Here is a 19,237-nt window from a genome sequence, read left to right as displayed (position 1 = left end):
GCGGCTTTATCCTTCTGGTTCAGCAGATCAGTTTTTCGCCTGGTCGTTTGTCGCTGGAGCGTCGGCCTTGGGTGCGGCTTTTTTCGCGGCCGGCTTGGCGGCCGCTTTTTTCGCAACGGGCTTGGCAGCGGCTTTCTTGACCGGAGCCTTTTTCGCCGGAGCGGCTTTTTTCGTAGCAGGCGCCGGTACGGGAGCGGGTGCAGTCTGCACGGCAACCATTTCCGCAACCGGTGGCTTGCCCGAGTTGTACTTGCTCAACAACGCCAACATCGTTGTACGCTGAGTGAACATGATTTCCATGCGACGGTTCAGCGCACGCCCCTGATTGCTATCGTTGGCAGCCCGCGGCATAAGGTCGCCCATGCCACGCATCATCAGGCGATCCTGCTTCAAGCCGCTGAGGCTGAAAATCGAAGCGATGGACTGCGCGCGCTCGCGGGTCAACGCCTGGCTCGCGGGCTCGGCACCATTGGTGTCGACGTGGCCTAAGACCAACACAGCGGTCTTCGGATCGCCTTCAACCGCCTTGGCCACGCGAGTGAACGGGCCCAACGTAACCGGCAGCAGCATCGCCGGGCGTTTCGGGTTGTAAGAGCCATCAACCGGGGCGATCACGACCAATACGTTCTCGCGACGCTCCAATTGCAGGTTGCTGTCCTTGATGGCCGCACGCAGGCGCGGCTCATAGTCGTCCAGCCAGGCTTGAGTGATTTTCGGGTCAGGCATCGGCACGTTGGTCACGTCGACCTTGGCCAATGGTTTTGGCTTGCTTTCGAAAGGCCACCACCACTTGGTGTCGGTGTCGGTCTTGGCGACTGCCGGGGTCGTCGGGTCTGCAGCCTTGAGGTCGGCTTTCAGATCGGCTTTGGCATCAGCCGCTTTTTCATCGGCGCTTTTAGAAGCGAACGGCCACCAGCTGGAGCCGGTCTCGGCCTTGGCCACGGGCGCAGGGGCGGCAGCAGTGGCAGGCGCTGGAGCAGCGGCGGCTGCAACCGGGGCTGCAGGCTTGGCGCCAGCGGCTGGTTTTGCATCCGGCATGGCGTCGGTTTTGGTTACTGCGTCCTTGGTAGCAGCCTTGTCTGATCCAAATGACCACCAATGCCCACCTTCGGCATCATTTTGTGGAGTTTGTGCGCAACCCGTAATTGTGAGGCACAGCGCCAGTGCCAAGGACTTGTTCGATAACATGAGATATCCACAAAATGAGAAAAAACCGGAGGGTCGGGTTGACCCGTTAAACAGACGCTTACAGAACATTAAAGTTACAAAATTTCGTTCAGCGCCTTCTTATAGTTGCCTTTGTAACAAAAAAACGTGAAACAGCAAGCTCTTTACAGACAACCGGCCAATATTCCGACCAACTTCTGTGCACGCGGGTCCATAAGTACATAAGGCCCCAGTGTATTAGTCACGAAACCAAATGCTACATCATGTTCCGGATCGGCAAAACCGACCGAACCACCTGCCCCCGGATGCCCAAACGCACGTGGGCCAAGGCTGAACGTCGCATTGGGCAAGTGCGGTTGATCCAACATGCAGCCCAAGCCGAAACGGGTTTGTGTCAATAAAGTTTTATCCGGCCCGATACTGTGTTCGCGGGTCAATTGTTCGAGCATGTCCGCTTCGAGCAAACTACCGTCCAACAATCCGCTATAAAACCCCGCCAGGCTACGCGCATTACCGTGACCATTTGCCGCCGGCTGCTGCATGCGCCGCCATTCAGGCTTATTAGTGCTTGTCAGAATAGACGGTGGGTTGGCAAAGGCACGCGTAGTCATGGCCGCAGGTTCGCGCATCATAACTTGCAATAATCGTTGAGCGGCCTCATCGCCCATATTGCCTTTGCTGCGCGCTATATGCGCAACGCGATAAAACTCTTCGTCCGCCAGGCCAACATGAAAGTCCAGCCCCAATGGCCGCGCAACCCGCGCAACAATTGATTCACCGGGCCCACGCCCGTCGGCGCGACGCAACAATTCACCGACCAGCCACCCATACGTGATGGCCTCGTAGCCGTGGCCTTGGCCGGGCGTCCACCACGGGGCTTCGGCCGCCAGGGTGTCGACCATCAGTTGCCAGTCGTAGAGGGCTTCGGCGGGGAGCATTTCGCGAATCGCCGGCAACCCGGCCTGGTGGCAGAGCAGCTGGCGCAGGGTGATGGCTTCCTTACCGGCTGCGGCAAACTCGGGCCAGTAATTGGCGACAGGGGCGTCGAGTTGCAACTTGCCCTCGGCCACCAATTGCAGGGCCGTCACGGCGGTGAAGGTCTTGGTGCAGGAAAACAGATTGACGATGGTGTCGCTGTGCCAGGCCTCGGCACCGTCCTTGTCGGCGGTGCCGGCCCACAGGTCGACAACGGTTTCGCCGCCGATCTGGATACACAGCCCGGCACCACGCTCCTGCGGGTCATCGAACAACGCGGCGAATGCCTCACGTACCGCTTCGAACTGGAGCTCGTAATGACCCTGAATCTGCACCTAAGCCGCCTCGGAAAACACCGTAATAAGTGGCCGACATTGTTCCAGTCATTGGCGGTTTTGTGAACCCGTCAAATATGAATCAATGGCCATTTCCAGAGTGACCGCCAGCATGCCCGGCGCCCTGCCCCGCGCCTCTGCCGTCGTGCCCCGACTTGCCGGCTTCGCTCTCACGCACCCCGCTGGCGGCCTTGGCTTTTTCGGCTTCCTTGCCCAGTTGGTCGACGGCCGCCAGGTTGCTCTTGCGCACGCTGTCGACAAAGCCCTGGAACGGCACATCCGTGATGCCTACAAGGCCAAAGTGGCCGTTTTCACCGTCCAGCAGACGCCCCGTCACAGGTTGGTCCAGGTATTGGAACCAGTGCACGCCGACGATCGACGGCTCAGCCATGGCTTGCTTGAGGAAGTTGCTGTATGCCACGCCACGGTCTTCTTCCTTGGCCAACTGAGTCACGCCGCCCCAGAACGGACCGCGATCCGCCGAGCCGAAGTTGAACTCGGTGATCAGTACCGGCTTATCCAACGCGCGCAGGGCGGCGAAGTCGTAACCGTCCTGAGGCTTGAGGGTGTACATGTTGAAGCTCAGCACATCGCAATACTGGGCGCAGGACGCTACGGCTTCCGGGGTGCTGACGGCGTAGCGGCCACCCAGCAGCAACTGGTTGGGCGCGTGCCACTTCAACGAATCGGAGATGGTCTTGAAATAGGCATCGGCGAAGGTCTTCTGGAAGTATTTGAAGTCCGCTTCGATTTCCGGGTGCTCAGGACTTGGCATCGGCGGCTCGAAGCCGGGGTCTTCCATCAGCTCCCAGCCCGACAGGTGAATGCCCCAGGCTTTGGAGAGGCCTTCTTCATTACGGTATTTGTCACGCAGTTGTTTGAGAAACGCACGTTTGGCCGGCACGTCGGTGGTCATGCGCAAGGTCCCGTAGGCCAGGGCATAACGCGATTTTGGATCGTCGCCAGGGCCGGCCCAGGCCAGCTCGTTGTCGGCAAAAAAGCCGATCAGCCACGGGTCATCGCGGTGATCGCGGGCCGCGATCGCCACCGCGCGCTCGGTGGCCATGGCGAAACGCGGGTCGAACGGGTCGGGCATGCCGCCCCACCAGTCAGTGCCGGTGCTGATGCTGGCGTAGTCACCGACAATCGACAGCGGCAAGGTGTACGGCACGCGGTCGGCGCTGGCCAAATCCTCGTCGCTCCAGTTGCCCACGGTGTTGAAACCCCAGGCTTGCAGGCGGTCCAGCGTGTGCGTGACCCAGCGCTTGTGGTCAAAACCCTGCGTGTCATAGGTGCGCTGCAGGTTGGCGCCATAGAAGTCGTACCAACGCCCCACATTAAAGCCCCGGCCCTGGTCGGCGCCGTTGCCGCCACGGTTATCCGCACTGCCGTAATACTTGTCGAACGGCTCACCGGACTTGGGCAGCGCGGCAAACATCCATTCGCGGCCGGCCACGTAGGTTTGGTTATCGTCCGGGGCAACCGTATTGACGCCCAGGGAGTAGAACGGATGGCCTTCCGGCGTCACCAGGTACCAGCGCCCGTCGCGCTTCTCGGTGCGGAAAAAGCCGCTTGCTTCGAACGCCGGGCCTTTGTTCCAGCCGCCATATTGGTCCAGGGCAGACTTGTCGCGCTCAGCCAGCCAGCCCTTGAGCTGCTGCTGCTCCTTGGTCGCTGCGGCTTTGAGTTGTTCGTCGCTGCTGACTTTTTCCGGCCAACGCGCGCGTGTGGACTGACCATACGCATCCACCAGCGCGCTGTAGGCAGCCCTTAGCACCGGCTCGCTGTCCTGCACGCCAAAGCGTTCCAGCAGGATGCTTTGGGCTGCATTGGGCTTGATCATCGACAGGGTGACCGACGCCACCTGGCTACGATCGATTGCCCCGGCGCTGCTGGCCAACAGCACACGCTGGCCCTCCACGGTAATCGGCATCGGCGGCCCGGCCTTCATGCCCTGGCTCAGCGGCGAGTTGGCCTGTAGCGGAATCAGCAGGGTTTGGGCGGGGCCGGCCGGCAGGTCGATGCGGCTGACCAGCGTCTGGCCGTCGGTGCTCTGCACCTTGACGTAGAGGGTCAGCGCCCAGTCCATGGCGCTTTGGATACGCAGGCTCATGGCGCCGGACTGCGACCAGTCCCACACGCCGGTCTGCGGGCTGAGCACCAGGCTCGGTTCGGCCGCCGGGTTGAAGGTGATGCGGCGCAGCACCTCGCCTTCAGCGGTTTGTTCGGCGTTGTATTGCGGCAGGCTCGCGTCCTGGGTCGCGACCTTGACCACATCGGCAGGCCGGACGAAATTGAACAGCGTTTGTTGCCCGGCAGGCGCGGCCATCAAGGGCGCGGCGAACAACAAGGCAAACAGAGCGGGCAGCGTGCGAATCATACGAACAAGGTTCTCCCAAACGGCCGGTGAATGGCCTGATGACGTAAAGCGTTGGCAGTGAGATAGACCACGAAGTGGGCGAATTCGCCCACAGTGGTTTAAGAAATTTCGCGCCTGAAAGGCGGCAAAGCATTGAGGATAGCCTTGCCATAGCGTTGCGTGACCAAACGGCGGTCGAGCAAGGTGATGGTGCCCCGGTCTTCCTCGGTACGCAGCAAGCGCCCGCAGGCCTGGACCAGCTTCAAGGAAGCATCCGGCACCGAGATTTCCATGAACGGGTTACCGCCACGGGCTTCGATCCATTCGGCCAAGGCCGCCTCGACCGGGTCATCCGGTACCGAGAACGGGATCTTGGCGATCACCACGTGTTCACAGTAGGCACCGGGCAAGTCCACGCCTTCGGCGAAACTGGCCAGGCCGAACAACACGCTGGAATCACCGCCATCAACACGCGCTTTGTGCTTGTTCAGGGTTTCCTGCTTGGACAGGTTGCCCTGGATGAACACCTGCTTGCGCCAGTCACGGTCAAGGCCGTCGAACACGTCCTGCATCTGTTTACGCGAGGAGAACAGCACCAGGGTGCCGCGTGAACCTTCCACCAGGTCCGGCAAGTCGCGGATGATCGCGGCGGTGTGCGCGGCCGCGTCGCGAGGGTCGGCCTTGAGGTCCGGCACTCGCAGCACACCGGCATCGGCATGGTGAAACGGGCTCGGCACCACGGCGGTGACGGCCTTTTTCGGCAGGCCGGCACGCATGCGGAAGCGGTCGAAAGTGCCCAGCGCGGTCAGCGTGGCCGAGGTCACCAGGCAGCCGTAGGCCACGTTCCACAGGTTGCGGCGCAGCATTTCGGCGGCGAGGATCGGGCTGGCGTTGACCTCGATATCAAACAGCGCACCGCTTTCGGACAAGGTCAGCCAGCGCGCCATGGGCGGGTTGTCTTCGGGGTCTTCGACGGTAAAGGCGGTCCACAGCTCCCAATTACCCTGGGCGCGCGACAGCAGGCTGCCGAACAGGGGGTACCATTCCTCGGCCTGGTTGCTGGCGATACCGATGTTGACCTCGCCGTCCATGCCTTCCTTGAGCAGGTCGGTCAGGCGGGTGAACAGGTCGGTCAGCCGTGAGAAGCCTTTCTTCAGCTCGATACCCATTTCACGCATGTGCTCGGGGATCAAGCCGCCGACGAAGCGATGACGCGGCCGTTCGCGGCCTTCGACGTCTTCGCCGGGCTTGAAGTCGGCGACCTGCTCGCAGGCGCTGAACATGAATTGCTGCTGGGTCTTGATCTCGCGCGCCAGCTCCGGCACCTGCTCGATCAGCTTGCCCAGATCGCCGGGCAACGGGTGCTGGGCGAGCAATTTAGTCAGGTTCTTGGCGGTGGTTTCGAGCCAGTCGGCGGTGGAACGCAAACGGGTGTAGTGGGCGAAATGGCCGATGGCCTTATCGGGCAAGTGGTGCCCTTCGTCGAATACGTAAAGGGTGTCGCGCGGGTCCGGCAACACAGCGCCGCCGCCCAGGGCCAGGTCAGCCAGGACCATGTCGTGGTTGGTGACAATCACGTCGACCTTGCCCATGCCCTCGCGGGCCTTGTAGAAGGCGCACTGGCCGAAGTTGGGGCAATGCCGGTTGGTGCACTGGCTGTGGTCGGTGGTCAGGCGCGCCCAGTCGGCGTCTTCCAGAGCGGTGGGCCAGCTGTCGCGGTCGCCATCCCATTTGTTGCCGGCAAGTTTCTCGATCATGCTGGTAAACAGCTTCTGGCTGACTTCATCAACCTCGATCTTGAAGCCTTCCTCTTCGAACAGCGATGCTGTGGCGGTCTGGGCGTGACCTTCCTGCAGCAATACGTCGAGCTTGGACAGGCACATGTAGCGCCCACGGCCCTTGGCCAGGGCGAAGGTGAAATTCAGGCCGCTGTTGCGCATCAGGTCGGGCAGGTCTTTGTAGACGATCTGCTCCTGCAGGGCGACGGTGGCGGTGGCAATCACCAGGCGCTTGCCGGCGGCCTTGGCGGTAGGAATCGCGGCCAGGCTGTAGGCCACGGTTTTGCCGGTACCGGTGCCGGCCTCGACGGCCACGACCGCGGGGTCGCCACTGCGCCGACCTTCGTCGTCGGTGTCGATATCCCCGAGGACTTTGGCCACTTCGGCGATCATCAGGCGTTGGCCGTAGCGCGGTTTCAAGCTCTTGGCTTCGAGAAAACGCGAATAGGCGCCCTGGATCGTGGTTTTGAGTTCAGTGCTGATCATGGATAGTCGGGCGCAAAAAACGCTGGATAAATTTTCAGTGGTTCGGATCGGCCGCTATCATACCCCGCTAATTAATCCCGCGCAGAACGGAGTACCACAATGACCGCGTTTAGCCTCGCTTACACCCTGCATGTATTGGCCGCCCTGGTGTGGGTCGGCGGTATGTTTTTCGCCTGGATGATCCTGCGCCCCGCCGCCATGGCGGCACTTGAGGGCCCTGCCCGGCTCAAGCTGTGGGCGAATGTGTTTCAACGTTTTTTCGTGTGGGTCTGGGTGGCGGTGCTGGTTTTGCCGATCAGCGGCATCGGCCTGCTGCAACTGCGCTTCAGTGGTTTTGAGACCGCACCGCGCTATGTGCAGGTGATGATGGGCTTGTATCTGGTGATGACTGCGCTGTTTATCCGTATCCAGGCGTTGAAATTCCCGGAACTGCGCACAGCGGTGGCGGCCGAGGACTGGCCGGCGGGTGCGGCTGCGCTGGGGCAGATTCGCAAGCTGGTGGGGATTAACTTGATTATCGGGTTGGTGGTGGTAGCGATTGCTTCGGCTCGGCCGATGTTCTGAAGCTGCCGACTGCAGTGGCGAGCGGGCTTGCCCCGCGTTGGGCTGCGAAGCAGCCCTGAAACCAGACGGCGCATTACATCTGTAAAAACGCGGTGGCTTTATTGGGGCTGCTTTGCAGCCCAACGCGGGGCAAGCCCGCTCGCCACAATGAGGCGTTAGAGCCTTTGGATAGTCGCAGGCCTCGGTTGCCCTTCTGGTCACCATCGCAAGCTGGTGGGGATTAATCTGATTATCGGGTTGGTGGTGGCGATTGCTTCGGCTCGACCGATGTTCTGAAGCTGCCGACGACAGTGGCGAGCGGGCTTGCCCCGCGTTGGGCTGCGAAGCAGCCCTGAAACCAGACGGCGCGTAACATCTGTAAAGACGCGGTGGCCTTATTGGGGCTGCTTCGCAGCCCAACGCGGGGCAAGCCCGCTCGCCACAATGAGGCGTTAGAGCCTTTGGATAGTCGCAGGCCTCGGTTGCCCTTCTGGTCACCATCGCAAGCTGGTGGGGATTAATCTGATTATCGGCTTGGTGGTGGCGATTGCTTCGGCTCGACCGATGTTCTGAAGCTGCCGACGACAGTGGCGAGCGGGCTTGCCCCGCGTTGGGCTGCGAAGCAGCCCTGACACCAGACGGCGCGTAACATCTGTAAAGACGCGGTGGCCTTATTGGGGCTGCTTTGCAGCCCAACGCGGGGCAAGCCCGCTCGCCACGATGAGGCGTTAGAGCCTTTGGATAGTCACAGGCCCTTCTGGTCACCATCGCAAGCTGGTGGGGATTAACTTGATTATCGGGCTGGTGGTGGTAGCGATTGCTTCGGCTCGGCCGGTGTTCTGAAGCTGCCGACGACAGTGGCGAGCGGGCTTGCCCCGCGTTGGGCTGCGAAGCAGCCCTGAAACCAGACGGCGCGTAACATCTGTAAAGACGCGGTGGCCTTATTGGGGCTGCTTCGCAGCCCAACGCGGGGCAAGCCCGCTCGCCACAATGAGGCGTTAGAGCCTTTGGATAGTCCCATGCCCTTCTGGTCACCATCGCAAGCTGGTGGGGATTAATCTGATTATCGGCTTGGTGGTGGCGATTGCTTCAGCTCGGCCGATGTTCTAAAGCTGCCGACTACAGTGGCGAGCGGGCTTGCCCCGCGTTGGGCTGCGAAGCAGCCCTGAAACCAGACGGCGCATTACATCTGTAAAAACGCGGTGGCCTTATTGGGGCTGCTTCGCAGCCCAACGCGGGGCAAGCCCCCCCCCCCCCCCCCCCCCCCCCCCCCCCCCCCCCCCCCCCCCCCCCCCCGCCACAATGAGGCGTTAGAGCCTTTGGATAGTCACAGCACCCGCAGGCCCAGCCGGCCCCGGTTGCCCTTCCAACCCTGGCCGGCCCTTCTGGCCACCATCGGCGCGGTACACCAGGCAGCCCTTGGATTGCCCACCTTTGCCCGGTTTACCGGCCGTGCCGGCCAAACCGCCCGCACCGCCATCCACCCAGACCTTGATCTGCTCGGCCGGGAAGCTCTGCGGCAGCTCGACGCGTACGGTCGCGCCCGCTGCGCCTGGCAGGCCATCACCGCCATTGTCGCCATTGGCGCCGCGCCCGGCTGAACCCCAGGTGCAGCCTGGGTCCACGCCATTGGCGCCATCCAGGCCGGCATAGCCTTGGGCGCCGGCGCCGCCACGGGCGTCCACCGACAGTTCATCGGCGGTCAGCGCGTTGATGCGCAGGACCAAGTCACGCCCCGCCTTGGCGGGTCTTTCGTGGGTGCCGGGAGCACCGCGCGAAGTGATCTGGCTGCCATGTTCCAGTTGCGCATTACGCACTTGCAATTGCAGCGCGGTATTGCCGGGGGCGATGGCGATCCGCGCTTCACGGCCCAAATGCAGCTCATCCACCGTCACTTGGCTGATGGTCGCCGGAACCAGCAACGTGCCGTAATCCGCCACATCCAGGCGTTCGAGCTGCAAAACGTTGGTGCTGCTGGGCAGGCGCATCAGCGAGTTGGTTTCAACACTGACGCTCTGCGCCAGGGCAATGGGGCTGACCAACAGGGCCAACAGAAAAACCTTACGCATGATTGGCCTCCTTGTTTGCTTCATCAATAACGGCAGGCGCCGACAGGCCCCGCACATGGAACATCCCCACCAGCAGAATCTGCAGGCGGTCACGCCAGGGGTGGGCACGGTGTTTCAGGCTGCTGTTGAACAACAGCAATTCCAACAGATGAGTAAGCAACAACAGACTGCCGGCCAGACTGACCAACAGGTGAAACGGATTGGCGAGCGGCCGCAATAAATTGACCACCACCACAACCCAGAACAGCAACGTCAGAAACTTTCCCAGCCCCCAAAACACCTTCATCCTGCATGCCCCTGCCTATTATTCTTTGGGCGCACAGTACCGACTTCTGCAGGCGATTTGCCAGTGAAGGATGAAAAAACTTGATAAAGGCACGGTTTGCTTGCGGTTTCGGCGAGGATCGCCAGCAATGCCCCTGTGGCTCCCACAGGGGCAAAGGCCGTCAGCGGTTGATTTTGATTTCCACACGACGGTTCAAGGCTCGACCGTCAGCGGTTTTGTTATCGGCCACCGGCTGACTTTCGCCCGCGCCCACCACCGATACAAAGTTGCTGCGCGGCACGCCCGCGCTCACCAGGTAATCGGTGACCGAGTGTGCGCGTTTTTCCGAGAGTTTCTGGTTGTAGGCGTCTTTGCCGACGCTGTCGGTATGCCCGCTGACCCGCAGCTGCGCGCTCGGGGCTTCACGTTTGAGGCGCGTGGCGATGGTGTCGAGCTTGGTTTTGTCCGCCGCCGTCAGCCTGGCCGAGTCGAACTCAAAGTGCACATCGCGGATCACGATGGTTTCTTCCTTGACCACGACCACCTCTTCCACCACGGCCGCCACTGGCACAGGTGGGCAGCCGTTGACATCAACCTGCACGCCCTTGGGCGTGCCCGGGCACTTGTCGCGGCTGTCCGGCACGCCATCGCCATCTTCGTCGCCATCACCGTGCACCCAGCAATAGGCGCCCGCCATGCCGCCGACCAGCAGCGCGCCATAACCCGCGTATGCCGAACTTTGAGTGGCGCCAATCGCTGCGCCGGTCACACCACCGACGGCTGCACAGGTGGGCCAATCGGTTTTTTGCAAACCTGCGCAACCTGTCAATACTCCGGTTAGCAGAACCAAGGGTAGAGCTGTCCGCATGATGCTCATCTGATTTCTCCTGAGGGGATCGGCGGGGGCCGACGGGTGGAGTAAAGACCGCTCTTTTCATCTGCGCCACTGCGCCGAACCCCCGTATTTATTGGAGATCGCCCTGTGTGCAGGACTTTTGCACGCCGCCCGCTCTAGGCCCGCACGCTCAGCCGCGCTAGTCTCTAGGGTCCTGATGTGAGGATCTCTGATGACCGCTGGTATTTCTTCCCGTACGCCACAGCAAGCGCTGGCCGCCTTGCTGGATTTGCACCAGCCCAAACGCCTGTTGTTGTTGGGTGCCAGCCAGTTCCCGGCGCTGGAGGCCTTTGAGGCCGAGCACCCGGACACCCAGGTAGCGATTGCCGCGCCAGGGCCGTTACCGGCAGAACTTGCGGCGCAGCGTTTTGACCTGGCGCTGGTGGTCGATTGCCTGGAACACCTGTCAAAACCGCAAGGCCTGACGCTGCTCGGCGGCATTCGCAACCTCAATGCCAGTCGCATTGCGGTGCTGGCAGACCTGAACGCCTGCGGCTGGAAGGAAACCGATTTTTTCTCTCTGGCGCTGCAAGCCGGTGAGCGCTTCCAGCGTGATGATCAGGTTCTGACGCTGTTTACCTATGATCTGCTTGACTATAAACAAGTGCCGGACTGGCTCAACGCCCGCTTCTGGGCCAACCCGGAAAACTTCGGAAAGTATTGGTGGTAACCATGAGTACACCCATTTGCCCGTGTGGCAGCGGCAATCTGCTGGATGCGTGCTGCGGCCACTATCACGCCGGCCACCCGGCGCCCTGCGCCACCGCGTTGATGCGTTCGCGCTATAGCGCCTACGTGCTGGGGTTGGTGGACTACCTGGTAGCCACTACTTTGCCCGCGCAACAAGCCGGACTGGACCGCGCCGCCATCGGCGCCTGGAGTGCGCAGAGCACCTGGCTTGGCCTTGAAGTGGAAAGCTCCGAAGTGTTTGGCGGCCAGCCGGAGCATGCGTTCGTGACGTTCACCGCTCGCTGGCATGACAGCACCGGGGAACACAGCCACCGCGAGCAGTCCTCTTTCGTACAGAATGAGGGGCGCTGGTACTTCATCGACCCGACAGTGGAGGTGAAGGCCGGGCGCAATGATGTATGTTTGTGCGGCAGTGGGCAGAAATTCAAGAAGTGCTGCTCCAGCTACCTCTAATCAACTGACAGGGAAAACGCCATGCTCCGGATGTACAGCTTGATGCTGGCGTTGACCCTGGGCCTCACCGGGTGCGCGTCCTGGTTCGAGGACAGCGCACCCCCGCCTCATGTCTCCCTGGTGAAGGTTGAAGTGGTGCGCGCCAAATTGCTCGAGCAGCGCTTCAAGCTGTACTTTCGCGTGGATAACCGCGACGACGCCGACCTTACGGTGCGCGGCCTGATCTACAAAGTCAGCCTGGGCGATTTCGTGCTGACCGAAGGCGAGTCCAACGAATGGCTGACCGTACCACCGCGCGGCCATGCTTTTTTCCGGGTGAAGGTGCGAACCAACCTCTGGCCGCAGATACGCGATGTGGTACAGATGCTTAAAAACCCGAGCAAACCCGTGCCCTATCGCCTGGAAGGCGAGCTGAAAACCGGATTATTCATCGGTAATGACGTGCAGGTGAACCACAATGGCGAGATAATCCCCGGCGATTTTATTCCGGAGCGACATCGATGACTCAGCAACCCCATGTCCATGGTCCTGACTGCAACCACGATCACGACCACCATGATCATCATGATCATGACCACGGCCATGTCCACGGCCCGAACTGCGGCCACGCTCACCAGGAGCCGGTGCGCAACGCCCTGAAAGACGTCGGCCGCAACGATCCTTGCCCATGCGGCAGCGAGAAAAAATTCAAGAAGTGCCACGGGGCCTGATGCCCTGCCCCCGCAGAAGCCGGCTTGCTATGGCGAGCCGGCTTATTGTGGCGAGCGGGCTTGCCCCGCGTTGGGCTGCGCAGCAGCCCCAATAAGATCAACGCGTTCGCTCAGACAAAACGCAATCTCAGGTTTTGGGGCTGCTTCGCACCCCAACGCGGGGCGAGCCCGCTCGCCACAACAGCAGCACCACCTCCAAGCCGCCGCCTTCCCGATTGCTCAAACTCAACCGCCCCTCATGCGCCCGCGCAATCGTATGCGCAATGCTCAACCCCAACCCATAGCCGCCGGTTTCTGCATTGCGTGAACCTTCCACCCGGTAAAACGGTTCCATCACCTGCTCCAGCTGCTCCTGGGGAATCCCCGGGCCACGGTCACTGATAACGATCCTCAAACTGTCCGCCTGATCCTCAACCTGCACCACCACCTCGCAGCCATAACGCACCGCGTTTTCCAGCAAGTTCTGCACGCAGCGCTTGAGACTGCGCGCATACCCCGGCAGCGGCTGCTTCGCCCGGCCAATGATGGTCACGCTTTCGCCCACGTCCTCCAGGTCCGCCTGCAGGCTTTGCAGCAAGGCATTGATGTCGATGTTCTGTCGCGTCTCGTTGATCTCACCGCTGCTGACAAAGTCCAGGGTGCTGGCCACCATGTGTTCCATTTCTTCCAGGTCGCTGCGAAAACGCTCCTGGGTGCGCGTGTCTTCGAGCATTTCCGTGCGCAAACGCAGGCGTGTGATCGGCGAGCGCAGGTCGTGGGAAATGGCCGCAAGAAACCGCGTGCGCTCGGCGATATTGGCGATCAGCCGTTGCTGCATCGCATTAAACGCCTGGGCGGCGCGGCGCACTTCAGTCGGGCCATCCACCGGTAACGGTGGGCGCTGGATGTCCCGACCCAGCGCCTCGGCGGCCTTGGCCAGGGCATTCAGCGGGCGGATGGCCAGGCGCACCGCCACCAGGGCGATGACCACCAGCACCAGCACCCGCAGCAAATAGATGCGCATCACGTAATCGAACCACAGGTCCAGCGGTGAGGTACTGGTCCAGCCCTGCTCTTCACTGGCGTCCACGTGCAACCAGCGCCCATCGGGCAGGCGCAGGTCGATCAGAAACTGCCCGACCACCGGCTTGGAGCTGAGCAAGGTTGAGAGCCCGGCGGTCTGCCCTTGGCCATCGACCAGCGACAGGCGTAAAAGGCTCAAGGTTTGCGCGTAGCCGGTTTTCTGCGCCAACACCTGCTTGATCAGGCGTTCGGTGGGCCGGTCGCTGTCGTTGAGCGTGCTGGGCGTGTTGCTGGCCTGGTCGCTCAAGGTCAGCCGAAAGTGCGGCGCATCAAGCAGCTGGATCAAATGGTCGGCCTGCTGCGGGTCGCTGTGCATCACGCGCACCACGTCCGCCAAACGCGTGGCGATCAGCCGTGCGGGGATTTCCAGCACCTGGCCATGACGCCGGTCGTACCAGATGCTGCTGGTCAGCGCCTGGGCCGCGAGCATGCCGCTGACCAAAATCAGCACCAGGCGCCCGAACAGCGAACGCGGCAGCAGCCTCACGCGCCCAGCACCACGTCATCGGCGGTGAGCATGTAACCCTCGTTGCGCACGGTCTTGATCAGCCCCGCCGGCAGCTGCGAGCGCAGGCGGCTGACGCACACGTCGATGGAGCGGTCGAACGGCGTGCTGTCCTTGTCGAACACATGGTTGAGCAGAAAGTCGCGGCTCAACGGGCGGTTCGGGTGCTGCAACAACAGGCGCAACACGCGGTAATCCGAATTGCCCAGGCTGACCACCACGCCTTCGGGGCTGAGCAGTTGCCGCGCCCGGGTGTCGAGTTGCCAGCCCGCGAACCGAATGCTCGGCGCCTCATCCAGGCGCGCACGGTCCGGAAAACTCTGTACCCGGCGCAACACCACCTTGATGCGCACCAGCAATTCACGCGGGTCGAAGGGTTTGGGCAGGTAGTCGTCGGCGCCGATTTCCAGGCCGACGATGCGGTCGATCAACGAGCCCTTGGCCGTGAGCATTACCACCGGCGTGTTGGAGCTGACCCGCAGCTCGCGGCACAGGCTCAGGCCGTCTTCGCCGGGCAGCATCAGGTCGAGCACGATCAGGTCGATCACGTTCAGCGCCAGGCGGCGGCGCATTTCCTTGCCGTCAGCGGCGGTGGACACCTGAAAGCCCGCGTCACTCAAATAGTCGCAGAGCAGTTGGCGGATTTGCGGGTCGTCATCAACGATCAACAGGTGGTCAAGCTTTGCCATGGGCAGTCAATCCGAAAACTCAAAACGCAGGAGATAGCCGAAAGCTCAGCCAGTGGTAAGCGCAAATGTAATGGAATGTTGTGGGAAACCATAATCACGCATCAGCGATACAAACCCGGGGTATGGCGGGCCGAATCGCTCTTTAGACTACCGAACCTAAATGAGAGTAATTGTAATTTAGGCTCGGGTCACCGCCATGTCACTGTCCACCCCGCACCGTCACACGCTGCACACCACCCTGGCACCGATGTTCGGCTTTCTCGCTGCCGGCAGTGTCGCACCGACTGCCTGGGCCGATGCGCGCGTCCCGGGCGCCGGCCGCACCCTCACCGCCAGTGTCGATTATGAGTTCTAACTTTCCCGCATCAGGAGCCTCCGCCATGTTCAAACCCCGTAACGTGCTCAAGCTCGGCGTGCTGTTCGCCGCGCTGGTGCTCGGCCATGCCGAAACCGCCGCCGCCCATGAAGTCACCGACGTGCTGAGCCGCAAGGTCGAGGTAAAGGACGACGTCAAACGCGTGGTGCTCGGCGAAGGTCGCTTGATTTCGGCATTTGCCTTGCTAGACAAGGACGCGCCGTTCCAGCGCATCGTTGGCTGGCAAAATGACTTGAAGCTGCTGGACCCGCACACCTACAACGCCTATGTGGCGAAGTTTGCGACAGTCAAAGACATCCCGTTGATCGGGCAAGCCTCCGAGCAAAGCGTCAGCGCCGAGGAAATTCTCTCGCTCAAACCTGACTTGGCGGTGTTCAGCATCTCCGGCCACGGGCCGACCGAACACAGCGCGGTGGCTGACGTGCTGGCCAAGGCGGGCATCCCGGTGTTGTTCGTCGATTTCCGTATCAACCCGGTGCAAGGCACCCACACCAGCATGATCGCGCTGGGCCAGGCGCTGGGGCGTGAAGCCCAGGCCAACGCCTTCCTGGCCTTCTATGACCAGCACATCAAAGTCATCACCGACGCCGTCGCCACGCTGCCGGCGGGTCCGCGCCCGAGCGTGTTTCTGGAACTGCTGGCCGGTGCCTGGCAGGCACCTGGGCACACCACCGGCAAAAGCGGCATGGGTGAAGTGATCAAGCTGGTCGGCGGGCGCAATATCGCCGCCGACGTGGTGCCGGGTGCGCTGGGCGATATCAGCGTCGAGTACGCGCTGAAAGCCGATCCGGACGTGTACGTGGCCACCGGCAACCACAAGCCTGGGCTGATCCTGGGCGCTGGCGTGAGCACTGATGAAGCACGTGAGGCGTTTGATCGGGTGTTGGCGCGGCCGGAATTCGCCAATCTTCGGGCCATCCGCGAGGGCAATGCCCACGGCCTGTGGCATGACTTCTACAACTCGCCGTACAACCTGCTGGCGATCGAAGCGCTGGCCAAGTGGGTGCACCCGCAGCTGTTCGCCACGCTTGATCCGCAGGCGACCATGGCGCAAATCAACCAACAGTTCCTGGGCATGCCGTTGCAGGGTGCTTACTGGATTGACGCAAAAACCCAGTAACACTTATCGCCCTGTTGGAACGCAGTCAGTGGGAGCTGGCTTGCCGGCGATAGCAGAGTGTCAGCCACTGAATCAGTCGACTGATACACCGCTATCGCCGGCAAGCCAGCTCCCATATCTGGATGTTCATCGTTTGTTAAATGTGTGTGAGCCAAATGACCACTCAAACCCTCGACCTCGCCAGTGCCACTCATGGCTACCGCCGCTTGCTGGCACGCCGCGCCTGGCTGCTGGCGCTGCTGGGCACGGCGCTGGTCTGCGCGATGCTGGTGGACCTGGCCAGTGGCCCGTCGGGCATGGGCCTGCCGGCTTTGCTCGACGGCATCCTGCACCCCTCGCACCTCAGCGCCACCGACCACGTCATCATCTGGAATGTGCGCTTGCCCTACGCGCTGATGGCCGTGCTGGTGGGCTGCGCGTTGTCGCTGGCCGGGGCTGAGATGCAGGCGATCCTGAATAACCCACTGGCCAGCCCGTTTACCCTCGGCGTGTCGTCGGCCGCCGCATTGGGCGCGTCGCTGGTCATCGTGTTTCCGGTGACCACGTTGTGGGTGTCGGCCAACACGGCGATTTCCATCTCGGCCTTTATCTTCGCGGCGGCCTCGGTATTTTTGCTGCAAGCCATGTCGCGCCTGCGCGGCGCGGGCGTGGAAAGCCTGGTGTTGTTCGGCATCGCGCTGGTGTTCAGTTGCAATGCGGTCGTGGCCCTGCTGCAACTGGTTGCCACTGAAGATGTCTTGCAGCAACTGGTGTTCTGGACCTTGGGCAGCGTAACCCGGGCCAACTGGGACAAGCTCGGCATCCTCGCGTTGGTCGTGGCGGTGGTGATGCCGTTTTCTTTCGCCGCCGCACCGCGCCTGACCCTGCTGCGCATGGGCGAAGACCGCGCGCAAAGCTTTGGCGTGGACGTGAAGCGCCTGCGGTTTTTCTCGTTGCTGCGCATCAGCTTGTTGTCGGCCACAGCCGTGGCGTTTGTAGGCACCATCGGTTTTATCGGTCTGGTCGGTCCGCATATCGCGCGGATTCTGGTGGGTGAGGACCAACGCTTCCTGCTGCCCGCCAGCGCCTTGACCGGCGCATTGCTGCTGGCGCTGTCGTCGATTGCCAGCAAGCTGATCATGCCGGGCGTGATCGTGCCGGTCGGCATCGTCACCGCATTGGTGGGCGTGCCGATTTTCGTGGTGCTGGTGTTCAAGCGCGGGAGGCAGCTATGAACCAGGGCTTATCGGTGCACAACGCCAACGTCAGTTATGGCCGGCGGCAAATCGTGCATGACCTGAGCTTGCCTACCCTGCCCCACGGCAGCCTGACCGCGCTGATCGGCCCCAATGGCGCCGGTAAGTCGACCTTGCTGCGTGCCGTGGCCGGGCTGGAAAAGATGCAAGGCGTGGTAAGGCTGGGTGCACTGGACCTGTCGTCCATGTCCGTGGCCGAGCGGGCGCGCCGCGTCACGTACATGCCGCAAAACCTGCCGCCGGGCCTGAGCCTCAGTGTGATGGAAAGCGTGATCGCCGCATTGCGCGTGGCCCATGTCGAAGGCATTCCCTTGTCCAGCGAGGCCTGTCTGCGTGAAGCGTTTGAGGCGTTACAACGCATCGGCATCGCACACCTGGCCGATCAACTGTTAAGCACTTTGTCCGGTGGCCAACGCCAACTGGTCAGCCTCGCCCAACTCATCGCGCGCCGCCCACAGGTGATGTTGCTCGACGAGCCCACCAGCGCCCTCGACCTCAATTACCAGTTGAAGGTCATGGACTGCGTGCGTGGGCTGGTGCGCGAACACAACCTGATCGCCGTGGTGGTGCTGCACGACATCAACCTCGCCGCGCGGTTTGCCGACCACATTGCCGTGCTGCGCCAGGGCCGCTTGTACGCCAGTGGCGTAGCGGATGAGGTGCTTGACCCGGCGCTGTTTGCCGACGTTTACGGCGTGCGGGTGCGCATTGAACGGTGCTCGCAGCAGTCGTTGCAGGTGCTGGTCGATGGGGCTGTGTGAAACGCTTCTAAGGTTAGACGCAAATGTTTGATTGAATTATTGCCCTTGGATCATCACCTATACCTGCAGGCATTCGCTCATTTGGAGAGCTTCATGATCGACCTGTATTACTGGACTACCCCCAACGGTCACAAAGTTTCACTGTTTCTGGAAGAAGCCGGTTTGCCCTACAAGGTGCACCCGATCAACATCGGCCAGGGCGACCAGTTCAAACCAGACTTCCTGAAAATTGCTCCCAACAACCGTATCCCGGCCATCGTCGACCAAAGCCCGAGCGACGGCGGCGCGCCGATTTCACTGTTTGAATCCGGCGCCATCTTGCTGTACCTCGCGGAAAAAACCGGCCAGTTCCTCCCCAAAGACCTGCGCGGTCGCCAGGAGGCATTGCAGTGGCTGTTCTGGCAAATGGGCGGGCTGGGGCCAATGGCCGGGCAGAATCATCACTTCAGCCAGTTCGCACCGGAAAAAATCCCCTACGCGATCAAGCGTTACGTCGATGAAACCGCGCGCCTGTATGGCGTGCTGGACCGGCGCCTGGCGGACCGCGCCTTCGTGGCGGGCGAGGACTACAGCATTGCCGACATGGCGATCTACCCGTGGATCGTTTCCCACAAGTGGCAAAGCCAGCGCCTGGAGGACTTCCCCCACGTGCAGCGTTGGTTCAACAGCATCAAGGAACGCCCGGCGACAGTTCGGGCGTATGAGCTGGTGCAGAAAGTGAATCCGCCTAAAGCCTGATCTCTGTGGGAGCTGGCTTGCCTGCG

Annotated in this window: 19 protein-coding genes; 10 read left to right on the top strand and 9 right to left on the bottom strand. The window is 61.8% G+C overall.

Annotated features, from left to right (window positions below):
• Positions 1 to 27: 27 nt before the first annotated feature.
• From ABWL43_RS06650 to dinG, 4 genes are all read right to left on the bottom strand, one after another.
• Positions 28 to 1,188 (bottom strand): OmpA family protein, encoded by a 1,161-nt coding sequence (locus tag ABWL43_RS06650; protein WP_404487250.1) that lies wholly within the window; start codon positions 1,186 to 1,188, stop codon positions 28 to 30.
• 143 nt (positions 1,189 to 1,331) lie between these two features.
• Entirely contained in the window at positions 1,332 to 2,477 is a 1,146-nt protein-coding gene (locus ABWL43_RS06645; RefSeq protein WP_404487248.1) for a serine hydrolase domain-containing protein, read from the bottom strand.
• Between the two features lie 82 nt (positions 2,478 to 2,559).
• Positions 2,560 to 4,857, bottom strand: a complete 2,298-nt coding sequence (locus ABWL43_RS06640) for a beta-galactosidase (protein WP_404487247.1) — start codon at positions 4,855 to 4,857, stop codon at positions 2,560 to 2,562.
• Between the two features lie 98 nt (positions 4,858 to 4,955).
• Positions 4,956 to 7,100 carry an ATP-dependent DNA helicase DinG gene (gene dinG / locus ABWL43_RS06635; protein ID WP_119738807.1) on the bottom strand — a complete coding sequence of 715 codons (2,145 nt, stop codon included), beginning with the start codon at positions 7,098 to 7,100 and terminating at the stop codon, positions 4,956 to 4,958.
• 99 nt (positions 7,101 to 7,199) lie between these two features.
• Between dinG and ABWL43_RS06630 the strand changes: the two genes are divergently transcribed.
• Positions 7,200 to 7,664: a CopD family protein gene (locus ABWL43_RS06630; protein WP_119738805.1), complete on the top strand. Its 465-nt coding sequence runs from the start codon at positions 7,200 to 7,202 to the stop codon at positions 7,662 to 7,664.
• Between the two features lie 1,289 nt (positions 7,665 to 8,953).
• Here the strand turns inward: ABWL43_RS06630 and ABWL43_RS06625 are convergent.
• From ABWL43_RS06625 to ABWL43_RS06615, 3 genes are all read right to left on the bottom strand, one after another.
• Positions 8,954 to 9,712, bottom strand: coding sequence for a collagen-like protein (locus tag ABWL43_RS06625; protein WP_145161956.1), 759 nt, complete (start codon positions 9,710 to 9,712; stop codon positions 8,954 to 8,956).
• The gene (locus tag ABWL43_RS06620) at positions 9,705 to 9,998 is read right to left on the bottom strand and encodes a DUF1145 domain-containing protein (protein WP_404487245.1); all 294 of its coding nucleotides are present in this window, start codon (positions 9,996 to 9,998) and stop codon (positions 9,705 to 9,707) included. Before ABWL43_RS06620 ends, ABWL43_RS06625 begins: the two co-directional genes overlap by 8 nt.
• 160 nt (positions 9,999 to 10,158) lie before the next feature.
• On the bottom strand, positions 10,159 to 10,854 hold the full coding sequence (locus ABWL43_RS06615; protein WP_369300778.1) for an OmpA family protein: 696 nt from the start codon (positions 10,852 to 10,854) through the stop codon (positions 10,159 to 10,161).
• Positions 10,855 to 11,044: 190 nt separating this feature from the next.
• Between ABWL43_RS06615 and ABWL43_RS06610 the strand changes: the two genes are divergently transcribed.
• From ABWL43_RS06610 to ABWL43_RS06595, 4 genes are read left to right on the top strand one after another with little or no spacing between them, the layout of a single operon-like run.
• Positions 11,045 to 11,542, top strand: coding sequence for a DUF6231 family protein (locus tag ABWL43_RS06610; RefSeq protein ID WP_145161948.1), 498 nt, complete (start codon positions 11,045 to 11,047; stop codon positions 11,540 to 11,542).
• Positions 11,543 to 11,544: 2 nt separating this feature from the next.
• On the top strand, positions 11,545 to 12,015 hold the full coding sequence (locus tag ABWL43_RS06605; protein ID WP_145161945.1) for a YchJ family protein: 471 nt from the start codon (positions 11,545 to 11,547) through the stop codon (positions 12,013 to 12,015).
• Positions 12,016 to 12,036: 21 nt separating this feature from the next.
• The gene (locus ABWL43_RS06600; RefSeq protein ID WP_145161943.1) at positions 12,037 to 12,519 is read left to right on the top strand and encodes an LEA type 2 family protein; all 483 of its coding nucleotides are present in this window, start codon (positions 12,037 to 12,039) and stop codon (positions 12,517 to 12,519) included.
• The gene (locus tag ABWL43_RS06595; protein ID WP_065890089.1) at positions 12,516 to 12,725 is read left to right on the top strand and encodes an SEC-C metal-binding domain-containing protein; all 210 of its coding nucleotides are present in this window, start codon (positions 12,516 to 12,518) and stop codon (positions 12,723 to 12,725) included. Before ABWL43_RS06600 ends, ABWL43_RS06595 begins: the two co-directional genes overlap by 4 nt.
• A gap of 127 nt (positions 12,726 to 12,852) precedes the next feature.
• Here ABWL43_RS06595 and ABWL43_RS06590 read toward each other — a convergent pair whose 3' ends face one another.
• Positions 12,853 to 14,274: an ATP-binding protein gene (locus tag ABWL43_RS06590; protein WP_404487244.1), complete on the bottom strand. Its 1,422-nt coding sequence runs from the start codon at positions 14,272 to 14,274 to the stop codon at positions 12,853 to 12,855.
• Positions 14,271 to 14,981 (bottom strand): response regulator, encoded by a 711-nt coding sequence (locus ABWL43_RS06585; RefSeq protein ID WP_145161938.1) that lies wholly within the window; start codon positions 14,979 to 14,981, stop codon positions 14,271 to 14,273. The genes ABWL43_RS06590 and ABWL43_RS06585 overlap by 4 nt, the downstream gene beginning before the upstream one ends.
• A 196-nt stretch (positions 14,982 to 15,177) precedes the next feature.
• Between ABWL43_RS06585 and ABWL43_RS06580 the strand changes: the two genes are divergently transcribed.
• From ABWL43_RS06580 to ABWL43_RS06560, 5 genes are all read left to right on the top strand, one after another.
• The gene (locus tag ABWL43_RS06580) at positions 15,178 to 15,336 is read left to right on the top strand and encodes a hypothetical protein (protein ID WP_404487242.1); all 159 of its coding nucleotides are present in this window, start codon (positions 15,178 to 15,180) and stop codon (positions 15,334 to 15,336) included.
• Positions 15,337 to 15,361: 25 nt separating this feature from the next.
• Positions 15,362 to 16,477 carry an ABC transporter substrate-binding protein gene (locus ABWL43_RS06575; RefSeq protein ID WP_404487241.1) on the top strand — a complete coding sequence of 372 codons (1,116 nt, stop codon included), beginning with the start codon at positions 15,362 to 15,364 and terminating at the stop codon, positions 16,475 to 16,477.
• 155 nt (positions 16,478 to 16,632) lie between these two features.
• Positions 16,633 to 17,691, top strand: coding sequence for a FecCD family ABC transporter permease (locus tag ABWL43_RS06570; protein ID WP_404487240.1), 1,059 nt, complete (start codon positions 16,633 to 16,635; stop codon positions 17,689 to 17,691).
• A complete protein-coding gene (locus tag ABWL43_RS06565; RefSeq protein ID WP_242194261.1) occupies positions 17,688 to 18,473 on the top strand; it encodes an ABC transporter ATP-binding protein in 786 nt (261 codons plus the stop codon). Before ABWL43_RS06570 ends, ABWL43_RS06565 begins: the two co-directional genes overlap by 4 nt.
• A gap of 93 nt (positions 18,474 to 18,566) precedes the next feature.
• A complete protein-coding gene (locus tag ABWL43_RS06560) occupies positions 18,567 to 19,211 on the top strand; it encodes a glutathione S-transferase N-terminal domain-containing protein (RefSeq protein ID WP_145161927.1) in 645 nt (214 codons plus the stop codon).
• The last annotated feature ends 26 nt before the right edge of the window (positions 19,212 to 19,237 follow it).

It is taken from the genome of Pseudomonas sp. HT11 (assembly GCF_044875395.1).
Classification (GTDB): Bacteria; Pseudomonadota; Gammaproteobacteria; order Pseudomonadales; family Pseudomonadaceae; genus Aquipseudomonas.
This window is presented reverse-complemented; position numbering and strand designations above follow the sequence as displayed.